The sequence below is a fragment of the Candidatus Tokpelaia sp. genome (assembly GCF_008636115.1).
Lineage (GTDB): Bacteria > Pseudomonadota > Alphaproteobacteria > Rhizobiales > Rhizobiaceae > QLZD01.
The window spans coordinates 16,348-38,717 of sequence record NZ_QLZD01000033.1; the positions used below are offsets into that span (position 1 = coordinate 16,348).

At 50.2% G+C, this 22,370-nt stretch carries 9 protein-coding genes, 1 tRNA gene and 2 CRISPR repeat arrays (1 of these 12 running past the window's edge); all 10 genes read left to right on the forward strand.

The genetic code is table 11. The features are described 5' to 3' along the window. The first annotated feature begins 103 nt into the window (after nucleotides 1-103). The 10 genes from DPQ22_RS06020 to cas13a all read left to right on the forward strand — a co-directional run bounded on the left by DPQ22_RS06020 (nucleotide 104) and on the right by cas13a (nucleotide 22,075). Nucleotides 104-186 (forward strand) — tRNA-Leu (locus tag DPQ22_RS06020). A 145-nt stretch (nucleotides 187-331) separates the two neighbouring features. After that, on the forward strand, nucleotides 332-1,801 hold the full coding sequence (tig, locus tag DPQ22_RS06025; RefSeq protein ID WP_150214146.1) for a trigger factor: 1,470 nt from the start codon (nucleotides 332-334) through the stop codon (nucleotides 1,799-1,801). 248 nt (nucleotides 1,802-2,049) lie between these two features. Continuing rightward, the gene (cas3, locus tag DPQ22_RS06030) at nucleotides 2,050-4,362 is read left to right on the forward strand and encodes a CRISPR-associated helicase Cas3' (RefSeq protein WP_150214148.1); all 2,313 of its coding nucleotides are present in this window, start codon (nucleotides 2,050-2,052) and stop codon (nucleotides 4,360-4,362) included. 519 nt (nucleotides 4,363-4,881) lie between these two features. After that, nucleotides 4,882-5,589 carry a type I-C CRISPR-associated protein Cas5c gene (cas5c, locus tag DPQ22_RS06035; RefSeq protein WP_150214776.1) on the forward strand — a complete coding sequence of 236 codons (708 nt, stop codon included), beginning with the start codon at nucleotides 4,882-4,884 and terminating at the stop codon, nucleotides 5,587-5,589. After that, nucleotides 5,586-7,454 carry a type I-C CRISPR-associated protein Cas8c/Csd1 gene (cas8c, locus tag DPQ22_RS06040; RefSeq protein WP_150214150.1) on the forward strand — a complete coding sequence of 623 codons (1,869 nt, stop codon included), beginning with the start codon at nucleotides 5,586-5,588 and terminating at the stop codon, nucleotides 7,452-7,454. The genes cas5c and cas8c overlap by 4 nt, the downstream gene beginning before the upstream one ends. After that, on the forward strand, nucleotides 7,454-8,395 hold the full coding sequence (gene cas7c / locus DPQ22_RS06045; protein ID WP_150214152.1) for a type I-C CRISPR-associated protein Cas7/Csd2: 942 nt from the start codon (nucleotides 7,454-7,456) through the stop codon (nucleotides 8,393-8,395). Before cas8c ends, cas7c begins: the two co-directional genes overlap by 1 nt. A 63-nt stretch (nucleotides 8,396-8,458) precedes the next feature. Next, nucleotides 8,459-9,169 carry a CRISPR-associated protein Cas4 gene (cas4, locus tag DPQ22_RS06050; protein WP_246681517.1) on the forward strand — a complete coding sequence of 237 codons (711 nt, stop codon included), beginning with the start codon at nucleotides 8,459-8,461 and terminating at the stop codon, nucleotides 9,167-9,169. 3 nt (nucleotides 9,170-9,172) lie between these two features. Next, nucleotides 9,173-10,222, forward strand: coding sequence for a type I-C CRISPR-associated endonuclease Cas1c (gene cas1c, locus DPQ22_RS06055; RefSeq protein ID WP_150214154.1), 1,050 nt, complete (start codon nucleotides 9,173-9,175; stop codon nucleotides 10,220-10,222). A gap of 72 nt (nucleotides 10,223-10,294) precedes the next feature. After that, complete coding sequence (cas2, locus tag DPQ22_RS06060) at nucleotides 10,295-10,585, forward strand: CRISPR-associated endonuclease Cas2 (protein ID WP_150214156.1); 291 nt, start codon at nucleotides 10,295-10,297, stop codon at nucleotides 10,583-10,585. Nucleotides 10,586-10,945: 360 nt separating this feature from the next. Next, a CRISPR array of direct repeats spans nucleotides 10,946-20,766; the repeat unit is 32 nt; unit sequence GTCGCTCCCTTCACGGGAGCGTGGATAGAAAC. A gap of 25 nt (nucleotides 20,767-20,791) precedes the next feature. Next, a complete protein-coding gene (gene cas13a, locus DPQ22_RS06065) occupies nucleotides 20,792-22,075 on the forward strand; it encodes a type VI-A CRISPR-associated RNA-guided ribonuclease Cas13a (RefSeq protein ID WP_256371586.1) in 1,284 nt (427 codons plus the stop codon). 134 nt (nucleotides 22,076-22,209) lie between these two features. After that, nucleotides 22,210-22,370: a CRISPR direct-repeat array (repeat unit 36 nt; unit sequence GCTAAAGATGACCTCCAAATAAGGGAGGACTACACC); it runs 271 nt beyond the window's last position.

Sequence of the window (22,370 nt, forward strand, 5' to 3'; positions counted from 1 at the left end):
CTACTTGAACAAAAACAGGAAACTGCTATAGGAATATAGAGGGCAGCAGAGCTTCGGCTGAAGTGCCGGGTCGGAGGAGTAGTGGTTTATTGAGTAAGTCCAGGCGGATATGGCGGAATTGGCAGACGCACCGGATTTAGGTTCCGGCGGGAAACCGTGGGGGTTCGACTCCCTCTATCCGCACCAGTATTTTCCTTAGGGTAAGGGCTTCCCTTGAGCGGCGAATTTGGCTATAGAAGACAGGCGGAACATTAACGAGGCCTGACTACAGGCGCAAGCCGGCAGGCGCTGCCTTTCGGCAGAGTGTAAGTTGAAAAGATAAAGGTGTGCAATGCAGGTTACCGAGACGCTTAAGGACGGGTTGAAACGCGAAATTAAAATTGTCATTCCCGCAGAAGAACTGGCAGAAAAACTGACCGAGCGCTTGGATAATGCCCGCGCAAAGGTGAATTTGAACGGTTTTCGCCCCGGTAAAGTGCCGCCGGCGCATTTGCGCAAAATTTACGGCAAATCCTTTATGGCTGAAGTAGTTAACGAAATTCTGGCCGAGACGCCGCGCTCTGTTTTGGCCGAGCGGGGTGAGCGCGCCGCCGCCCAGCCAAAAGTGGAGATGAGCGAAGATGAGGCCGAGGCGGAAAAAGTTCTGGGCGGCGCGGCTGATTTTATTTTTAGCCTGAATTATGAAATTTTGCCGAAAATTGAGCTTAAAGATGTTGCGGCGATTGAAATTATCCGTGAAATTGTTGATGTCCCGGAAAAAGAAGTGGAAGAGCAATTAGAGCGCCTTGCCTCTTCTACCCGCACTTACACCGAGAAAAAAGGCAAGGCCGAAAAAGGCGATCGGATTACCTTGGATTATCTGGGTAAGATTGATGGCGCAGCTTTTGATGGCGGCGCCGACAAAGGTGCCCAGCTTGTCCTTGGTTCCAATATGTTTATTCCCGGTTTTGAAGAGCAGCTTATTGGTGTTGCTGCCGGTGATAAAAAAGAAATCGCAGTAACATTCCCTGAAAATTATCAGGCGGCGCATTTGGCTGGCCGTCAGGCGGTTTTTGAGGTTGCGGTGAAGGCGATTGCTGCTCCGGAAGCGCTGGAAATCAATGATGAGACAGCTAAAAAACTGGGCCTTCCGTCACTCGATAAATTGAAAGAGGCAGTTCGCGGCCAGATTGAAAGCCGCTATGGCGCATTGACACGGCAAAAAGTCAAACGGCAGATTCTGGATTCTCTTGATAAAGACTATCAGTTTGAGGCGCCGCAGCAGCTGATTGAGACAGAGTTTAATACTATCTGGGCGCAAATAAGCCAGGAGCTTAAACAAGCGGGGCGCAGTTTTGAAGATGAAGATATGACCGAGGAGGAGGCGCGTGAGGAATATCGCCGCCTGGCGGAACGCCGTGTGCGTCTTGGCCTTGTTTTGTCGGAAATTGGCGAGGCTGCCGGCCTGACGGTGACAGAAGATGAGTTGCAAAAAGCAGTTTATGCGCAATTACAGCAATTTCCCGGTCAGGAAAAGCAGGTAATGGAATATTTCCGCCGCTCACCGGAAGCTGTAGCTAATTTGCGTGCGCCGATCTTTGAAGAAAAAGTTATTGATCACCTTTTGAGCAAAATCAAAGTGAGCGACAAAAAAGTGACAGTGGCTGAATTAACTGCTGAAGAAGAGATCGAGACCGCCACTGTTGCGAAAAAGGCAAAGAGCGCTGGCGTCAAAAAGGTTAAAGACGCAACAGAAGCTAAAGATAAGAGTGAAGCTGAGGGAGCGGAGAAGGAAAATGTCACTAAAGCTGAAAAAAGCTGAAGGCCGCTTTCTGTCTGTTTTTGACAAGACAGGATAGAGTGTGCGTCCGCGCTCTGGAATATAGGTTTTGAAAACGGGAGGCACATAAGGTCTCCCGTTTTTTGTAATTTTACAGAGCCCGTTTCATGCCACGAAAATATATAGTGAATAGTGCGGTTTTATTATTTCTTTTGCCGTTTCTGCTCCAAAAAAGTCTGATAAAATTTTTGTTTTCATGAAACTATAAAAGGGGTTTGAAGGGTAGTTTTATGATATTTTATGCGCATTCCGGTCAAGATTGGGAAGGTAAAAGCGATTGGCAAAGCTTGAGCGACCATTTGCGGCAAACCGCCGAGCTGGCAGGGAAAAGCGGCGATAAAATCGGCTTAGGCGCTGTGGCGCGGCTAGCCGGTTTGCTGCATGATTTGGGCAAATATAATGCCGATTTTCAAAATAAACTGGCAGGTGAGGCGGTTGCCGTTAACCACTCTACCGCAGGAGCCAAGATTGTTGAGGAGATAGTAGAAAATGCCGATATGGTGCAAAAACTCTGCGCAAAAATTATCCAATATTGCATTCTTGGTCACCATGCCGGTTTGCCGGATTATAGCGCGAGCGCAGCAGAAAAAGGCCGCTCGCTGGAACAGCGCCTAAAATATTTTTATGAAGAAGAAGGCAAAGATTTAAGCCCACAATGGCAAAAAGAAATCTACCCATCACTTGAGGGTTTGGCTTTATCGCAACCGCTAATGGCGGCTTTGCGGACTTCCACTTACAAAGGCGTGGATTTATCCTTTATCATTCGCATGGTATTTTCGTGCCTGATTGATGCCGATAGGCGCAATACGCAGGAATTTTGTGAGCAAAAAGAGCGGGAAAGCTATCGCTCGCTGGCGGAAATTTTGCCAGATCTTTTGCAAAGTTATCAAAGCTTCATGGCGTCTATGCGCCAAGCGGCGGAAAAAACGGATAGTTCCGCCAATCAAAAACTTAATACCCTGCGCAATAAAATTCTGGATACAGTGCTGGCAAAAGCCAGCCAGGCCAAAAGCTTTTATACGCTCAATGTGCCAACCGGCGGCGGTAAGACTTTGACATCATTGGGCTTTGCCTTGCGCCATGCTAAAACGCATAATCTGGAGCGCATTATTTACGCGCTGCCTTTTACCTCAATTATTGACCAAACGGCTGAGATTTTCAAAAAACTGTTGGGTGAGGATAATGTGCTGGAACATCATTCCAATTTTGCTTTGCCGGAAAAAGGTGAAGGCGGTGAAAAGCAGCAGCAAAGCCGAGAGCGGCTAAAAGCGGCAATGGAAGATTGGAACGCCCCGCTTATCGTCACCAGCAATGTGCAACTGTTTGAGAGCCTTTATGCTGCCAAAGCCAGCACGGCGCGCAAGCTGAAAAATATCGCCAATAGCCTTATTATTCTTGATGAAGCGCAAACTATTCCGTTGCCGCTTTTGGCGCCTTGCGTCCGCGCTTTAGATAGCCTGGTGCGGCTGTTTGGGTGCACGGTGGTACTCTGCACGGCAACGCAACCGGCGCTTGATGAGGCGCATATGGTGGCAGAGAGAAAAATTGCCGCTTTGCCGCTGGCGGGGAAGGAGCTGGCGCCCGACCCGCAAGAGCTGGCGGAAGAATTGCACCGCGCTACGATAGAATTTGCCGGCGAAATGAGCAATGACGCGCTTATTGCCGCTTTGGCAGAGAGCGAGCAAGGGCTGATTATTGTCAATAGCCGCAAGCACGCTTATGAGCTTTATGAGCAAGCGAAAAAAGCCGGTGTAACCGGCCTTATCCATTTAACCACGCGGCAGGCCGCAATACATCGCAAGCAGATTATTGCAGAAATTCGCTCAAAACTGAAGCAAGGCCGGCCTTGCCGCGTCATTGCCACCAGCCTGGTGGAAGCAGGGGTAGATTTTGATTTTCCGCGTGTGTGGCGGGCGGAAGCTGGGCTGGATTCTGTGCTGCAGGCGGCCGGGCGTTGCAACAGAGAAGGTCTGCGCCCGCGCGAGCAAAGCATTGTGACAGTGTTTGAGGCAGAAAAATCGTATTCGGTTCCGTATGACATAAAAAAGCAGGCCAAAATTTTGGAAACACTTATCGCCGAATATGGTGACAAATTATACAGTCCGAAAGCCATTGAGACCTATTTTAGCAAGACTTATTGGTCTGACGAGTTGGACGCTAAAAATATTATCCGGGAAGATTTGAAAGTCCTTAATTTGCATTATCCGCTGCGCCAGATAGGCGAAAAATTCCAGATGATCGAGAGCGGCATGGAGCCGGTGATTATCGCTGGTATCGATGATAAAGTGACAGAAATTATTGGTCAAATGTCCGTGGAAGCCATTTCCAGCGGCGCCTTGGCGCGCCAGTTGCAGCCTTATATTGTGCAGATACCGCCTAAAGCGCGGGCAAAGCTTATTGTCAACAGCCATGTAAAGTTTATGGCGAGAGAATTACGCGGTGACCAGTTTGCCGTGCTGACGGCAACAGGTCTTTATAATAAAGAGCGCGGCCTGCTGTGGGAAGAAGCAGATTATCTAACTCTTGAACAATCCATATATTGAAGTCAAAATCATCAGGCAGCAGAGCCGTAACCCTGCTGCCTTCTCTCCATTGTCCATAGAAGGGAATTTAGTGTTTCTATCCACACTCCCATGAAGAGAGTGACGAAGCCTAATATACAGGAAATTTCCCAAAAAGCAAAAATTTATTCAATTCACTAAATTACCTTCTATAGTGTTGTTGACAGGTACAGAAAGAAGTTATATGCTGGTCTTATAGCTTTAAATATGGAGACTTTATCATGAGAGCGTCATTGACTGTTATGATTCTGCTATTGCTCTTGGCTGTGATTTTTGTGGCGGTTAATACAGAGACGCAGTCTGGGCTTTTGAGATTCTTTTGCCTTATTCTCTGCATTGCTCATAAGCCGCGTCAATGATTTTTGCTTCGCTGTTGTCCTGCAAAAAAAATATGGGGGCAGCGATGGACTATCACACCGACACAGTTTAGCTTGAAAAAATATAATTTGAGTCGTTATTGCTTTCGCTGTTGAAGGCAGTAAGGCGTGATATGAGGTGCCGATGTCTTATGGTGTGCGTTTAAAAGTGTGGGGCGAGTATGGCTGTTTTTCCCGCCCGGAGCTGAAGTCGGAGCCGGTATCCTATGATGTGATGACACCCTCAGCCGCGCGCGGCATTTTAGAATCTATCCACTGGAAACCGGCGATAAAATGGGTGATTGATGCTATCCATGTGCTGCGGCCGATAAAATTTCAATCTATCCGCCGTAATGAAGTGGGCAGCAAAATCTCTTACCATAATGTGAAAAGCGCCTTTAAGCGCGGCGATATTGGTGGCTTGCAGCTTATCGCTGATGAAGACCGGCAGCAGCGCACAGCGCTGGTGCTGGTCAAGCCCGCTTATATTATTGAGGCGCATTTTGAGCTGACAGAAAAAGCCGGTGCGGAGGACAATGTCGGTAAGCATTTGGATATATTCAACCGCCGCGCCGCCAGCGGCCAATGCTTTGCCCAGCCTTGCTTGGGGTTGCGTGAGTTCCCCGCGCATTTTGAGTTAATCGGGCGCGACAGGCCTTTGCCTTCTGCCATAGATGAAAACCCCGCTTTAACGGAAGATCAGCGCCGTGATTTAGGCTTTGGCAGCAAACGCGATTTAGGCTTTATGCTGTGGGACATTGCCCATCAAACGCCCGGGCGGCCTTCGCTGTTTTTCCGCGCTGAGCTAGAAAGCGGCATAATGCAGGTCAAAGGGAAGGAAGTTCGGCAATGAGTATTATTTCTGCTTTAGCTGAAGCCTATAAGCATATTCCCAACGCGCCACAGCTGGGGTTCAGCCAACAAAAAATCAGCGCGGTTTTTGTTTTGCAGAGTGATGGCAGCGTGAGGGAAGTGCGCGATATGCGACAGCTAGGCGGGAAAAAGCCAGCGCCTATTCCTATGAGCGTGCCGATTCCGCCCAAAAGAACTTCGGGGCTGAGCTGTAGTTTCTTGTGGGATAAAACGCCCTATGCTGTGGGTTTGACAGCAACCCCAAATGAGAAAACAGCGCAGCAGCATGAATATTTTGTTGACTATCATAAAAAGCTTTTAGCCGGTAGTGATGATGCCGGATTACAAGCCTTTTTAGCTTTTCTGGATCGGTGGAACCCAGAAGAGAGGCAGCACACCATGCCGCTCGGTTGGAGCGATGAACTGCTGGATAGCAATATTGTTTTTATTTTGGATCAGGCCGAGGATCTTAATCACAAAATCTATTTGCATGACCGGCCGGCCGCAGAAGCCTTATGGGCGCGGGCGCAAGCTGCCGGAACGGAGGGCGCACTGCGTTTTTGCCCGATAGTTGGTGATCAGGCTGCCATCGCCCCGTTGCACCCGAGCATTAAAGGCGTCATGGGCGGGCAATCTTCCGGCACTTCGCTTATTTCTTATAATAAAGATGCTTTTACCTCTTATGGCCATGAGCAAGGGGATAATGCGCAAATATCGCAAGCGGTGGCTGAGCGTTACACCGGCGCTCTGAACTTGTTTTTGGAGCGCGGGAGCGGCCATAATATGCGCCTTGCTGATACGACATTGACTTTTTGGGCAGAGGCTTCTGAGGAAGAAGTGCGCAAACGCGCTGAGGCCAGCTATCTGCTGCTCTTTAGTGATGCGTTGAGTGCGCAAGAAACTAAAGACATTAAAGAAACAGCGGAAAAGGAGAGGACAGAGGAGATTGATCGCCTATTAGGCTATGTCCGCAAAGGCAAAGAGATGGCGCATTTGGATAGCGAGGTTGAAGACCTGCTGGGCAAGGACATTGGCTTTTATATTTTAGGCTTAGCGCCCAATGCCGCGCGCTTGGTGGTGCGGTTTTTCTTGCGCAGAAGCTTCCGCCATATTGTTGAAAATTATCGGCAATTTATTGAGGAAATGCGCATTGAGCCACCGGCAGGGCTGCCTTATCCGCAATTCTGCCAATATTTGCTGGAAACGGCATTGCTGCGCAAGCGCGAGAATGTGAACCCGCATTTGGCGACAGAATGGTTCCAGGCGGTGTTGACCGGCCAGCCTTACCCGCAAGCTCTGCTGAGCGCCATTTTAACGCGGATAGCGCGCGAAGGCGGTAAGGTTAATGCTTTGCGCGCCGCTATTTTAAAAGCGGTGCTGATGCGCAATTATGGCCGCGGCAAAAAAGCAGACGGCAGCCAAATAGAGCAAGACAAAGATAATCGCAAGGGAGAATTAAAAGCCATGTTAGATATGCAATGCCATGAGAAAGGCTATTTGTTTGGGCGGCTCTTTGCTGTTTATGAGCAAATGCAAAGCGCGGCTCTGGGCAGGAATGTCAATGCCACGATAAAAGATAAATTTTATTCTTCCGCTATGGTGCAACCGCAAAAGATTTTTTCTGTTCTGGAGCGTAATTCCGCCGCGCATCAGGCCAAATTGCGCAAGGAAAGAACCGGCCAGGCCGTCAATTTAGATAAATTAAAGTCTGATATTCTAAGCATTGCAACGCCGAAAGATGGTGTCTGGCCAAAGACTTTTACCCCAGAGCAGCAGGCTCTGTTTAGCCTAGGCTATTATCATCAGAGGCAAGAATTTTTCAAAAAGAAATCAGATTCTCAGATCGAGACAGAGGAGCAAGAATAATGTCTGCCATTCAAAATCGTTATGAATTTGTGTTATTGTTTGATGTTAAAAACGGTAATCCGAATGGTGACCCTGATGCCGGCAATATGCCGCGCATGGACGATGAAACGCGCATTGGCTTGGTTTCTGATGTCTGCCTCAAGCGCAAAATCCGCAATTATGTCGAGCTGGCCAAAGCAGGCACAGAGGGCAACCATATTTATGTGGAAGAAGGCTCAGTTCTCAACGAGAAAAACCGTGAGGCCTATAAAGCTGTGCGCGGTGATAATGCGCCTAATGATAAGAAGCTGAACCCGCAAACTGATGAAGAAGCCTATAAATTGCGCCAATTTATGTGCGATAATTTTTATGATGTCCGCACTTTCGGCGCGGTAATGTCCACCGGCATCAATTGCGGGCAGGTAAAGGGCGCGGTGCAAATCGCTTTTGCCTCTTCACTAGAGCCGATAAGCCAAAGCGAAATCACTATTACCCGCATGGCCGCGACTAATGAGGGCGAGAAGAAAAAACAAGAGGAAGGCAGCGATGATCAACGGACAGAAAACCGCACAATGGGGCGCAAATATATCATTCCCTATGCGCTTTATCGCGCGCATGGCTATATTTCCGCTAAATTTGCCGAGAAAACCGGCTTTGGTGAAGCTGATTTAGAATTGCTGTGGGAAGCTCTGGCCAATATGTTTGAGCATGATCGCTCGGCCGCGCGCGGTGAAATGTCAACCCGTAGGCTGATTATCTTCAAGCACGAAAGCGCTTTGGGCAATGCGCCGGCTCAGACATTGTTTGAGCGGGTGCAAATCAGCCGCAATATTGACGGTGAGTTCAAGACTATTGGCAAAGAGCTGGACCATCAACTGCCCGCGCGTAATTATAGTGATTATAAGGTGCGCATCAATCGCGATAATTTGCCGCAAGGCGTTGAGATTATCGAGCGCGTCTAAGTTTTGCAGGCCGCGCTGTTATTGTTGTGACAATGTTTGCAGCAAATTTGAAGGAGAGGGAGCGTGCCAAAGAAATCAGAAAAAGCCGCTTCCGATTTTGCTGCCGCCCTTATAATAGCAAAGCGAGAATTCGCCGAGGTAGTGGGTGATCCTGTCCCCATTTCAGCATTGCAGCACGCTGCCTTTTGTCTGCGGCAGGCGGCTCTCATTCATTTGGAGCGTTTATGGGACGATAATTATTTTACCGCGCAGGGCAATGTTCTTCATGCCGTTGTCGATAAAGGCGGCAAGCGCCAGATCAAAGATACGCGCCGCCTTTGCGATATATCGCTGGCTTCAAAGCGGTTGAATATTGCCGGTAAAGCGGATTTGGTGGAGTTTATCAAACAATCAGACGGGCGCGAGATTATTGTGCCGGTGGAATATAAGCGCGGCAGGCCAAAGCTGCACTGCGCTGATGCGGTGCAATTATGCGCCCAAGCGCTGTGTCTGGAGGAGATGACAGGCCAGAGGGTAGAAGAGGGCGCTTTATTTTACTGGCAGACCAGGCGGCGGCAAAAAGTGCTGATTGATGCCGAGCTGCGACAGCTAACCGGGCAGATTATCCAACAATTTGCCGCTATATTGGCCAGCGGCAAAACCCCGCCGCCAATAGAGGATAGAAAACGCTGTCGCTCTTGTTCTCTCCTGGAGCTGTGCCAGCCCGATATTGTTGCGCGTCCGGTTAAAGCATGGCGGGCGCGTATGGTGCGGCAGATTGCTGGTGAGGGGTGAAAAATGAAAAAGCTTTTGAATACCGTCTATATTACCACACCCTGTGCCGCCTTGCGCAAAGATGGTGAAAACCTGGTGGTGGAGATGGAAAAAGGTGATCCGCCGGTAAAAGAAAAAAGGCAGCTTCCGCTGCATATGATCGGCTCTGTTGTGGCATTTGCTCCGGTTCATATTTCCCCTGCGCTTGTGGGTGATATGGCGGCTAAGGGCATATGTTGCGTGCTGCTTGGCTTTAACGGCAAATTTCAGGCGAGAATAGAAGGGCCGATAAGTGGCAATGTGCTTTTGCGCCGCGCGCAATATAAAATGTCAGACACGCCGGAGGATATTATCCACTCTATTTTGATTGGCAAAATCGCCAATCAGCGTGCTGTGCTGCAACGCTTTTTGCGTGATTATGGCGCTGAGTGCTCTGCCGATAATGCGGGCGAAATAGAGCACGTGGTTAAGCAAATGGTTTTCATCATGCAATATGTTGAAAAACAGAGCCTGAGCGCCGACCAGTTACGCGGCAAAGAAGGGGAGGCGGCACAGCTTTATTTTTCGGTTTTTGATTATCTTATCCGTTCACCTGATGAGGATATGCGCTGGACAAAACGCTCTCGGCGGCCGCCATTGGATCCGGTGAATGCGCTTCTGTCTTTTCTGTATACTCTGTTGACGCATGATTGTCGCGCTGCCTGTGAAAGTGTGGGGCTTGACCCGGCCGTTGGCTTTTTGCACCGCGACAGGCCAGGGCGGCCAAGCCTGGCGCTGGATTTAATGGAGGAGCTGCGCCCTGTTTTTGCCGATCGCCTTGCTCTTTCTCTTATTAACCGGCGGCAGGTGCGCGCTCAGGATTTCAAGAAAGAGGAGAGCGGCGCCGTGTTGATGTCGGACGAGGCGCGCAAAACAGTTTTGCAAGCCTGGCAAGAGCGGAAGAAGGAAGAAAGGCTGCACGAATTTATCGGCGAAAAAGCGCCTTACGGGCTTGTGCCTTTTTTGCAGGCGCAGCTTATGGCGCGCCATTTGCGCAGCGATCTGGAGGCCTATCCGCCGTGGTTTTGGAAATAATGGCGGGTGGCGCTGTAATATTGCTCCCGTCACAGGAGCGTAGATAGAAACAGGCTGAAAGTTTACAAATTTATGATGGTGCTCGTAACATATGATGTTTGCTTGACGCAAGGCAATGGCGCCAGGCGGTTGCGTCATGTTGCCAAAGCCTGCAAAGATTTTGGCCAGCGGGTGCAATATTCTGTTTTTGAAATTGAGGTGGAACCGGCGCAATGGATCACGTTGAAGGATCGCTTAGAGCGCATTATTGATATGTCTTGTGATAGTTTGCGCTATTATCACTTGGGTGCAAATTGGCAAAGACGGGTGGAACATATCGGGGCAAAACCGGCAATGGATCTCAATGCTCCCATAATTTTTTGATTTTCAAAGTTTTCTAATTATAATGCTGCGCTATGTTGTGTTGCGGAGAGGGCATTGTGCCGTGCTGCACGAAATTGCGTCTAAGTTATTATATAGTTAATAGATGATTCTGAGCGCGAATTTTGTAGCGCATAGTCGTGTCTATAATATAATGCAGCTTCTGCAGACGAGATAAACGCAGCGAGCGCGAACCTGGAGCCTGACTCATTTTCCAGGCAGGTTCGCACCTCATTACTCCATTGATTTTTATATGTTATTTTTTTTGGGTATCTTTCTTTGGCCGTATTTCCTCACTTTTTTGCACAGACTCGCGCTACGAAAAGCATTTTCTTTTATATTTTAATATGTTAGCGTGACGGCGTCGCTCCCTTCACGGGAGCGTGGATAGAAACCTCCCCACTGCTTGCGTCAGCCAGATAATCATACGTCGCTCCCTTCACGGGAGCGTGGATAGAAACCTCTTGTATACTATCTAAATTTTCAAAGAGGAAAGTCGCTCCCTTCACGGGAGCGTGGATAGAAACTTACAATTTAGAGGTGCTGGCTGCGCCGAATAATGGGTCGCTCCCTTCACGGGAGCGTGGATAGAAACTCCTATGGATAGAAATCGTTTACATTTTGGGTGAGTCGCTCCCTTCACGGGAGCGTGGATAGAAACTGGCACTCGGTGCCAATCAGCGAACGCTGCGGCGGTCGCTCCCTTCACGGGAGCGTGGATAGAAACTTTTTAATGGGGGTAATATTGAGGAAGCTGATTTGTCGCTCCCTTCACGGGAGCGTGGATAGAAACAGTTTATAAATATGATACTGACCCTTCTCAGGCTGGTCGCTCCCTTCACGGGAGCGTGGATAGAAACAGCCAAAGACAAATTTTCTTGCAATGCGCTTAAAGTCGCTCCCTTCACGGGAGCGTGGATAGAAACTATTATGAACGATTGCAAAAACTATGCAATCGCAGGTCGCTCCCTTCACGGGAGCGTGGATAGAAACCATCGCTAGTTTCGCCGATTGACAGCAATCTTTTGTCGCTCCCTTCACGGGAGCGTGGATAGAAACTTTGACTCATTATAATTACGCGCGCGCGCGCGCATGTCGCTCCCTTCACGGGAGCGTGGATAGAAACTAAATGATGATGGAGCAAAGGCTCTGATCATTAAAAGTCGCTCCCTTCACGGGAGCGTGGATAGAAACCCATATTTCCAGCCTCCTATAACAGGGCAAGAATGCGTCGCTCCCTTCACGGGAGCGTGGATAGAAACAATTAGCTGATATTTGCGCGTGCTATCTAAATCGTGGTCGCTCCCTTCACGGGAGCGTGGATAGAAACACCCAGTCCATATATTTAGCCACAGCGGGGGAAAGCGTCGCTCCCTTCACGGGAGCGTGGATAGAAACTCAAATTCCGCGGCGCTGCGGTTGAAAATTAAAGCGTCGCTCCCTTCACGGGAGCGTGGATAGAAACTGACGCGTATTGACGGCGCTTGCGGCCGCGATGCGTCGCTCCCTTCACGGGAGCGTGGATAGAAACTTTCCAAATCCTGTATGCGCTGGATAACGGAAAAGTCGCTCCCTTCACGGGAGCGTGGATAGAAACTTTATGAGGTGGGGGCATAGATGGTATAATAGACGGTCGCTCCCTTCACGGGAGCGTGGATAGAAACACCGCTTCTCGCCTCTGCCGCAATTTCGTTTACGGTCGCTCCCTTCACGGGAGCGTGGATAGAAACCTCCAGTAATTCTGCTATTTTACGCTGAAGCGTGGTCGCTCCCTTCACGGGAGCGTGGATAGAAACATTATTTTTGAAGATAGAAGTGAATGAGGAGAGGGTCGCTCCCTTCACGGGAGCGTGGATAGAAACAGGTGCGTTAACAGTATCGCCACGATAATGCGTTTGTCGCTCCCTTCACGGGAGCGTGGATAGAAACAGTCCGTTTTGTTGACGCGGAAGGGAATGTCTATCGGTCGCTCCCTTCACGGGAGCGTGGATAGAAACCGACATTTTTACGGATTACATTGACGATGTGGCCGTCGCTCCCTTCACGGGAGCGTGGATAGAAACAGTCCGTTTTGTTGACGCGGAAGGGAATGTCTATCGTCGCTCCCTTCACGGGAGCGTGGATAGAAACGTCGCTTATGCGTCTGCTTTAATGTTTAAGCAGTGTCGCTCCCTTCACGGGAGCGTGGATAGAAACATCAATATAGCTCATGCTGGCACAGCGCTCACTGATGTCGCTCCCTTCACGGGAGCGTGGATAGAAACCCCCCGAAAGCCAGCCTCCCGCAAAGCAGCGACAGTCGCTCCCTTCACGGGAGCGTGGATAGAAACCGGCGTAATAATATTACCAGCAGCCGCAGTAATACGTCGCTCCCTTCACGGGAGCGTGGATAGAAACTTAGCCGTAAGGCTGATAAGCTTGAAGGGCGTGCGTCGCTCCCTTCACGGGAGCGTGGATAGAAACGCTTAAAATAGCCCGCTCGTAATGGCCGTGCAGGAGTCGCTCCCTTCACGGGAGCGTGGATAGAAACTCATGGAGCGCTGCTCCAACGGCATAATATTTTTGGTCGCTCCCTTCACGGGAGCGTGGATAGAAACTATAATCTATCGGCAAATCCCATTCCTGCAACCCCGTCGCTCCCTTCACGGGAGCGTGGATAGAAACCTCAGGTAATCATTGACCACTTTTTGAAAGTTGAGTCGCTCCCTTCACGGGAGCGTGGATAGAAACAATTTATAAATATGATACTGACCCTTCTCAGGCTGGTCGCTCCCTTCACGGGAGCGTGGATAGAAACCCTGCCAGCCAATCTGTGCCGTAATTATCCAGCGGTCGCTCCCTTCACGGGAGCGTGGATAGAAACCAGAGACAGGACTTTGCCTATCTCTTCCCGGTCGCGTCGCTCCCTTCACGGGAGCGTGGATAGAAACCCGCCGTAGTCTGGGTCGTGCTAAAGCGAGGGTGTCGCTCCCTTCACGGGAGCGTGGATAGAAACAGCGCGGCGGTTAAAGCCGCATTACCCTGCACCGCGTCGCTCCCTTCACGGGAGCGTGGATAGAAACCAATTACGCGCAGCATTGATGATAAATCTTTGCGGTCGCTCCCTTCACGGGAGCGTGGATAGAAACCTACTGAGCGGGAGGAGGCCGCCGATGTCGTTGAGTCGCTCCCTTCACGGGAGCGTGGATAGAAACGGCTGACCAATATGAGCTAATTGATGGCATGTTGAAGTCGCTCCCTTCACGGGAGCGTGGATAGAAACTATGAAATGCCAACTGACGCGAATAATGTAGCGATGTCGCTCCCTTCACGGGAGCGTGGATAGAAACAAGGTAAATACATGATTATCAACGATAATCATGCGTCGCTCCCTTCACGGGAGCGTGGATAGAAACACCTGTATTAGCTGAATATTTGGGGGTTTTGCCCGTCGCTCCCTTCACGGGAGCGTGGATAGAAACATTACGGCATTTACTTCACCCTTAACTCCTGCCTCGTCGCTCCCTTCACGGGAGCGTGGATAGAAACTTATTGCCGCTATTAACAGCTATAAGAAGTTTACGTCGCTCCCTTCACGGGAGCGTGGATAGAAACTGTAAAATTTCCGGCGATAAGCCTCCTAATTTCACAGTCGCTCCCTTCACGGGAGCGTGGATAGAAACGCAGAATATCTTTGTTGATAATTCTGTTGAATTGGGTCGCTCCCTTCACGGGAGCGTGGATAGAAACACTGTCAATTTGTCGCCCCCGTGGTCTGGTCAAAGTCGCTCCCTTCACGGGAGCGTGGATAGAAACATATCGGAAAGCACCCTTTCCGCGGCTATAGTATATGTCGCTCCCTTCACGGGAGCGTGGATAGAAACAAAAAATTGAATTGAATTACGGTAATTTAGCCCTGCGTCGCTCCCTTCACGGGAGCGTGGATAGAAACATTTCACTCGAGCAACGCTACCAAATCCGCACAGGTCGCTCCCTTCACGGGAGCGTGGATAGAAACGTTTATTTTATCCATACGCAACAAGCATACCGATGTCGCTCCCTTCACGGGAGCGTGGATAGAAACCACGCGTGAATCCAATATTCAGTGTCTGGCCGGTAGTCGCTCCCTTCACGGGAGCGTGGATAGAAACAGGTAATCAAACCTTGCCTTGCAGCGGACGCCGTCGTCGCTCCCTTCACGGGAGCGTGGATAGAAACTGCGCTTGCCAATAAGCGGAATCGCGGTGATTTGTCGCTCCCTTCACGGGAGCGTGGATAGAAACAGTCTGGTTGTTTTTGATCCACCGCACCTTTTGCGTCGCTCCCTTCACGGGAGCGTGGATAGAAACAAGAGAGGCATCGGGTCGGGCCGGTGCAGAAGAAGTCGCTCCCTTCACGGGAGCGTGGATAGAAACCACATTGTCCAAAAGCAGGCCGCGCAATGCTGAAGTCGCTCCCTTCACGGGAGCGTGGATAGAAACACCGGAATGCCCGGAGCCGCATATGCGGGTAAAAGTCGCTCCCTTCACGGGAGCGTGGATAGAAACCTGGATTTGGCGCTCCTCCGGCGGCAGCGCCGGTGTCGCTCCCTTCACGGGAGCGTGGATAGAAACCAATAATCACGCAAACCAGCGGATTCTTCGTCTTGTCGCTCCCTTCACGGGAGCGTGGATAGAAACCCGCCGTCATCAAATATTTGTCGCCGATTTTAAAAGTCGCTCCCTTCACGGGAGCGTGGATAGAAACATTGATATTGGGGGAGATATAAAAACCATACCGTGTCGCTCCCTTCACGGGAGCGTGGATAGAAACCATCACTCTTCTCCATTTGTCTGAATAAAAAAAATGTCGCTCCCTTCACGGGAGCGTGGATAGAAACAGCTACAGGTACCGGAGACGAAAAATCTGCCACAAGTCGCTCCCTTCACGGGAGCGTGGATAGAAACTTTTTTTGAGCATTTTTTAAGGTGTTTACCCTATTGTCGCTCCCTTCACGGGAGCGTGGATAGAAACTGATTGCTCTCTGCCGGCGACAAACCGGCAGAGAGGTCGCTCCCTTCACGGGAGCGTGGATAGAAACGGTGATATTAGTGATTTTGGCAACTTTGATGTTGTGTCGCTCCCTTCACGGGAGCGTGGATAGAAACCTTAACAGCCGCAACAGGATTTGCAGCTATCCATGTCGCTCCCTTCACGGGAGCGTGGATAGAAACCTGCCATATAAGCAGGAGTCTTAAACATGTCTTTGGGTCGCTCCCTTCACGGGAGCGTGGATAGAAACCTTGTATGTTTTCCCATTTCCCTCACTGTCGCCCCGTCGCTCCCTTCACGGGAGCGTGGATAGAAACCGCCAATTATAGCTTTCCAGCGTGTATCCCAGCTTGGTCGCTCCCTTCACGGGAGCGTGGATAGAAACTGCTAACGGCGTTGAGCGCACTGTCGGGTTGAAACTGTCGCTCCCTTCACGGGAGCGTGGATAGAAACCGCGTGAAACCCCCAGTAATATAATTTTTGTATGTCGCTCCCTTCACGGGAGCGTGGATAGAAACATTGTAAATAAGATTGTAAGCACGATACGGGAAAGTCGCTCCCTTCACGGGAGCGTGGATAGAAACTGAGACCTGCTTATTTGGATATGAATAACTCACGCGTCGCTCCCTTCACGGGAGCGTGGATAGAAACATCATAAGCGTCAAGGGCAAATTGACGCCATTCTGTCGCTCCCTTCACGGGAGCGTGGATAGAAACAACTTTCCATGGCCGCTGCTTATCGCGCGGCAGTGTCGCTCCCTTCACGGGAGCGTGGATAGAAACTCCTCACCCAAAAAATGTGTCAGATTGACCGAGCGTCGCTCCCTTCACGGGAGCGTGGATAGAAACCTCTATTAAGGAACCTATCAGACGGAAATAGTTCCGTCGCTCCCTTCACGGGAGCGTGGATAGAAACAAATAGTCTCCAGGGTAAAAATTGATGTAAGGAAGTCGCTCCCTTCACGGGAGCGTGGATAGAAACTTTACGGTTAACAAGGCGATACCCCTCTCCATAAGTCGCTCCCTTCACGGGAGCGTGGATAGAAACATCGCTTTTTTGACCTTATCCCGTCATTAAATAAGTCGCTCCCTTCACGGGAGCGTGGATAGAAACCTGGCCTTGCAGCGCTGCTTTTGTTTGCTCTGTCGTCGCTCCCTTCACGGGAGCGTGGATAGAAACCGCTACTGGTGCTAGTGCCATAACCATCGCTAAGGGTCGCTCCCTTCACGGGAGCGTGGATAGAAACTGCCGCATATGCAGGATTGGAGCGGCCGGCTTGAGTCGCTCCCTTCACGGGAGCGTGGATAGAAACGTTTATTAGCAATATTAAATAAATCTTTTACAAGCGTCGCTCCCTTCACGGGAGCGTGGATAGAAACCGCTATAAAGGAACCACAGACGGAAATAGTTCCGCGTCGCTCCCTTCACGGGAGCGTGGATAGAAACTTTGATATGCCGGACGGTGGGGGAACCGGTTTGCCGGTCGCTCCCTTCACGGGAGCGTGGATAGAAACAAGCGGTTGACCGCACCTATAGCCGCCTTATTTCGTCGCTCCCTTCACGGGAGCGTGGATAGAAACCACACTCTCCCGGATAACTCAATGGGTATTTATATGTCGCTCCCTTCACGGGAGCGTGGATAGAAACACGCGCGGGGGAGCTGACGCTTTGCTTGACCTGCGTCGCTCCCTTCACGGGAGCGTGGATAGAAACTGACGAAAAGAAAAATCGCATTTACTGGTCTGCTGTCGCTCCCTTCACGGGAGCGTGGATAGAAACAAATTACACAGCCTGCGGCGAAGCGGTGGAGCATGTCGCTCCCTTCACGGGAGCGTGGATAGAAACTCACGCGAAGGAAGGGCAAGCGGCGAGCACTGTGCGTCGCTCCCTTCACGGGAGCGTGGATAGAAACTTTTTTAGATACATATATAACCCATCAGGAACGTGTCGCTCCCTTCACGGGAGCGTGGATAGAAACAATAATTTTGTTCATATCATCGAAAAGATACGGAGCGTCGCTCCCTTCACGGGAGCGTGGATAGAAACATTGTCATATCGCGGGTATTATCCAACTGATTCTGTCGCTCCCTTCACGGGAGCGTGGATAGAAACCATCTCTTCCTTTATTTCGTTAAATAATTCTTTTGTCGCTCCCTTCACGGGAGCGTGGATAGAAACAAGGAATCGCCCGCAATTTTATGGCAAATTTATCGTCGCTCCCTTCACGGGAGCGTGGATAGAAACTCGCTATCTGGAAAACGGGGCGGGATTGACGACACGTCGCTCCCTTCACGGGAGCGTGGATAGAAACAATGAGGTATTTCCCTTTGTCTCCCTGCCGCACAATGTCGCTCCCTTCACGGGAGCGTGGATAGAAACAAGGCTATTTGAGCAGGTTTTTAAATCTATTATTGTCGCTCCCTTCACGGGAGCGTGGATAGAAACTGGTGCCGATAGACCCCAATTCCGCGCTGCCTGATGTCGCTCCCTTCACGGGAGCGTGGATAGAAACTGACTGCTGAAAGGGGAAGAAAGCGGGTTGAACATAGTCGCTCCCTTCACGGGAGCGTGGATAGAAACGCTACTTTAGCATCGTAAATCTCGATCAATTTACGTCGCTCCCTTCACGGGAGCGTGGATAGAAACGGTGCGGCCCCTGAAACAGCCGCTTCATAGGCGGCGTCGCTCCCTTCACGGGAGCGTGGATAGAAACTGGTGCCGTGATTATAGGCAAAAGAGGTCAAAGCGTCGCTCCCTTCACGGGAGCGTGGATAGAAACTGGTGTTGAGCGCACGCTCTGCGGCTGGAGCGTATGTCGCTCCCTTCACGGGAGCGTGGATAGAAACCCCGCCCGGCCATCCCAGCTTTACCCAAAAGTCGCTCCCTTCACGGGAGCGTGGATAGAAACTGCGTTGTCGCTGCCGCAAGAAAGCATCGTCCCATCGTCGCTCCCTTCACGGGAGCGTGGATAGAAACTTTCTCTATCCAATACAACTCTAAATTGCGGGCTGTCGCTCCCTTCACGGGAGCGTGGATAGAAACCTATGGGGTGTCTGTGTGGCACCCCCCGGTGTCTGGTCGCTCCCTTCACGGGAGCGTGGATAGAAACCTGGACTTGCAGCGCTGCTTTTGTTTGCTCTGTCGTCGCTCCCTTCACGGGAGCGTGGATAGAAACCCGGCCGGCTGCCTACACACTCCCCCCTGCGGCAGTCGCTCCCTTCACGGGAGCGTGGATAGAAACCGGCCCGGCAAAAGCGGCCGGAAAAGTGGTTAGTCGCTCCCTTCACGGGAGCGTGGATAGAAACTGCTGCAATACCGGCGCATTGAAGAGGCGCTGGAGGTCGCTCCCTTCACGGGAGCGTGGATAGAAACCGAGGTGGTGCAATTTGCCAACCTCATGGCGCGCGTCGCTCCCTTCACGGGAGCGTGGATAGAAACTAGTGAAGCCCCCGGTCATATAATTTTTATATCCTGTCGCTCCCTTCACGGGAGCGTGGATAGAAACTGACCAACATAATCGCCAACGCTAAAATCATAATGTCGCTCCCTTCACGGGAGCGTGGATAGAAACAGCCGATTGTCGAGCGGTATGGGCGCACCACGCTCGTCGCTCCCTTCACGGGAGCGTGGATAGAAACCGCAAACCCTGATTAACGAACTTATCAATCAAGTCGTCGCTCCCTTCACGGGAGCGTGGATAGAAACGTTAATAGCGCGCAACTGGTCTCTTTTGGTGGGGGTCGCTCCCTTCACGGGAGCGTGGATAGAAACAAGCCTGTTTATCAGGAGATTGAATTTGAGGCCGAGTCGCTCCCTTCACGGGAGCGTGGATAGAAACTGGAGAGAATACGGCAAGGAAGAGAAAGAGATGTCGTCGCTCCCTTCACGGGAGCGTGGATAGAAACAGAGGCAGCTATAGATGATAAATAAAACTTGACGGGTCGCTCCCTTCACGGGAGCGTGGATAGAAACTGATATTTCCCTTCCCCTGCATCAAGAGAGTGGCAAGTCGCTCCCTTCACGGGAGCGTGGATAGAAACAATTAGCGTTTCCGTAGAAAGGCAGATAGCATGACGTCGCTCCCTTCACGGGAGCGTGGATAGAAACGAGGGAGGGGATTTAAATACCCCTAAAGAGGGGTGTCGCTCCCTTCACGGGAGCGTGGATAGAAACCATTTGTTCCGGCATGGTCTGGCCATTCCTTGTATGTCGCTCCCTTCACGGGAGCGTGGATAGAAACGCAAGCCATGGTATTTATCCTTATAATGGAAATGTCGCTCCCTTCACGGGAGCGTGGATAGAAACCCCTTAATCGTCTCAATAACATTAACCATTTTATGTCGCTCCCTTCACGGGAGCGTGGATAGAAACAAACTCTTTAAACAGGGAGAATTGCTATGAAGCAAGGTCGCTCCCTTCACGGGAGCGTGGATAGAAACTTAAATCAAGTATATCTTCTGTTTTATTTTTTTTAGTCGCTCCCTTCACGGGAGCGTGGATAGAAACATAATATCAGTCTGAACCTCTGACTGCTCTACCTGCGTCGCTCCCTTCACGGGAGCGTGGATAGAAACTTTGGTAATAAGAGCCAGCAAGCTCAAAATCGTGAGTCGCTCCCTTCACGGGAGCGTGGATAGAAACGTCTTTTATTGTTGAAAATCCGCCTATTGCTCGTGGTCGCTCCCTTCACGGGAGCGTGGATAGAAACTAACCGTGAGCAGCCTGCTGCTCACCCTCAAGAGGTCGCTCCCTTCACGGGAGCGTGGATAGAAACTTAAAGCGCTTGATAACATCAATCGGTTGCAAAATGTCGCTCCCTTCACGGGAGCGTGGATAGAAACAATCAAATCTTTGATGGATAATATATTTGCCAGCTCGTCGCTCCCTTCACGGGAGCGTGGATAGAAACCTCCACATAGCAAACACCGCTAGACTGCTCTACTAGTCGCTCCCTTCACGGGAGCGTGGATAGAAACAGACCGGCGCGTTTGCATGAAGTGGCTGGCCTTGGTCGCTCCCTTCACGGGAGCGTGGATAGAAACTACTTTTTGTGGAGGCAGGAATACGCCAATTTGAGTCGCTCCCTTCACGGGAGCGTGGATAGAAACTCGGCTAGCCGCAAAGTGTCGTCGCTAGCGCCTGTCGCTCCCTTCACGGGAGCGTGGATAGAAACACGGTCAATCTCCACCAACAGAAATATAGCGGCTTTTTGTGATAAAAAGCGCTGGGAAAAGCTGAGGAGAAGCCGCATTTATGACCGTTTGCGGGTGGAATCAAACAGCGCCGGCGCGCCGTGGCAAAGCAGATTGTATTTTCTCTTGCATTTAATGCCGGTAGAAGAGGCCGGCAGCTTGCGCCAGCAATTAAAAAAATGGGAAATTGTGACCGATAAAAGCCACGGCGAACAGGGTAGAGGCGGGGATATTCTAACCAGGCTGCTTGCCGTGTTTGACCTCTATATTGCTATGCACGATGCCCAGTTTGCCGGCGCGGAGCTGGCTTCTCTGGAGTTAGATAAAAAAACGGCGCAAGCGCTTTTTGTCAACCCGGGGGATTTCCGGCAGATTTTCCCGGAGAAAAAGGACGGCGTGGAAGATGAGCATTTGCCGATTCGCGGACTACGGGAAATGCAGCGCTTCGGCACCAGCCTTTTGCATAATTTCTATGAAAATCATAAAATCACCGGCACATCGGTAGCGCGCTGGCAAGAGCTGGAAAAGATTATCGCCCAAGAGCAGCGTAAGCTTAAACACCTGCATCGGGACTGGGTGAAAAGTAAAAATCGCAAAAATGATATAAAATGGGGAGCAGAAGAAGAAACCGCCTATAAATCAGCTTTAAAGCTGGTGACAGAATATCGCCATTTGACCGCGCAAGTTATGCTGCAAAGCCATGTGCGCCTGCACCGCCTGCTGATAAAAATATTAGGCCGTCTGGTAGATTTCGCCGGCCTGTGGGAGCGCGATCTCTATTTCGTTCTGCTGGCGCGGCTGCACCTGAAGGGTGTGAAAACTGAGGATATTGCAGAGCAGTTTAAGGATAAGGGTGCAAAGCTCGAAAACGGGCAGATTGTGGTTGCTCTCAGGGAGTTAAAAGATACTGGGCTACAAGCCAAAGTTGCAGATCTTTTGAATCAGAAAGAAACAAAAGAGATAAGAAACGGCTTTGATCATTTTGATACGCTGAAAGTAAAATATTTTCCTGTCAATCTTACCGCAGAGATTGATAAAGCGCGCCGGTTAATGGCTTATGATCGTAAATTAAAAAATGCGGTGACAAAATCTGTAATTGATTTATTAAAAAGAGAAACCATAGAATTAAAGTGGTCTATGGGCGCTGATCATAAGCTGGAAAAGGTTTCTTTTATCTCTTCTGCAAAAGCCTTTCATTTAGATAAAGAATCCGGTAATAATAAAATTGTAGAAGAGCTATGTGATTCCCATTTTATAGCTATGGCTAAGTCTTTATTTACAGGAGAGTGATTGGAAGATAAAATATACAAAGAATCTATATTAAAAAAATGGATAAGAGACTGGGGGCATAACGGGAACAATGAACGAATTTTTCTTTTCAGAAAAACAAAAATTGTTGACAGGAAAAGAAGTTAGTGCAATACGCTAAAGATGACCTCCAAATAAGGGAGGACTACACCGTAATGCCCTGCCCGGCAATACCGCTGCCGGCTAAAGATGACCTCCAAATAAGGGAGGACTACACCTGAAGTTAATTGCTGTGTTTCATTAGCATTGCTAAAGATGACCTCCAAATAAGGGAGGA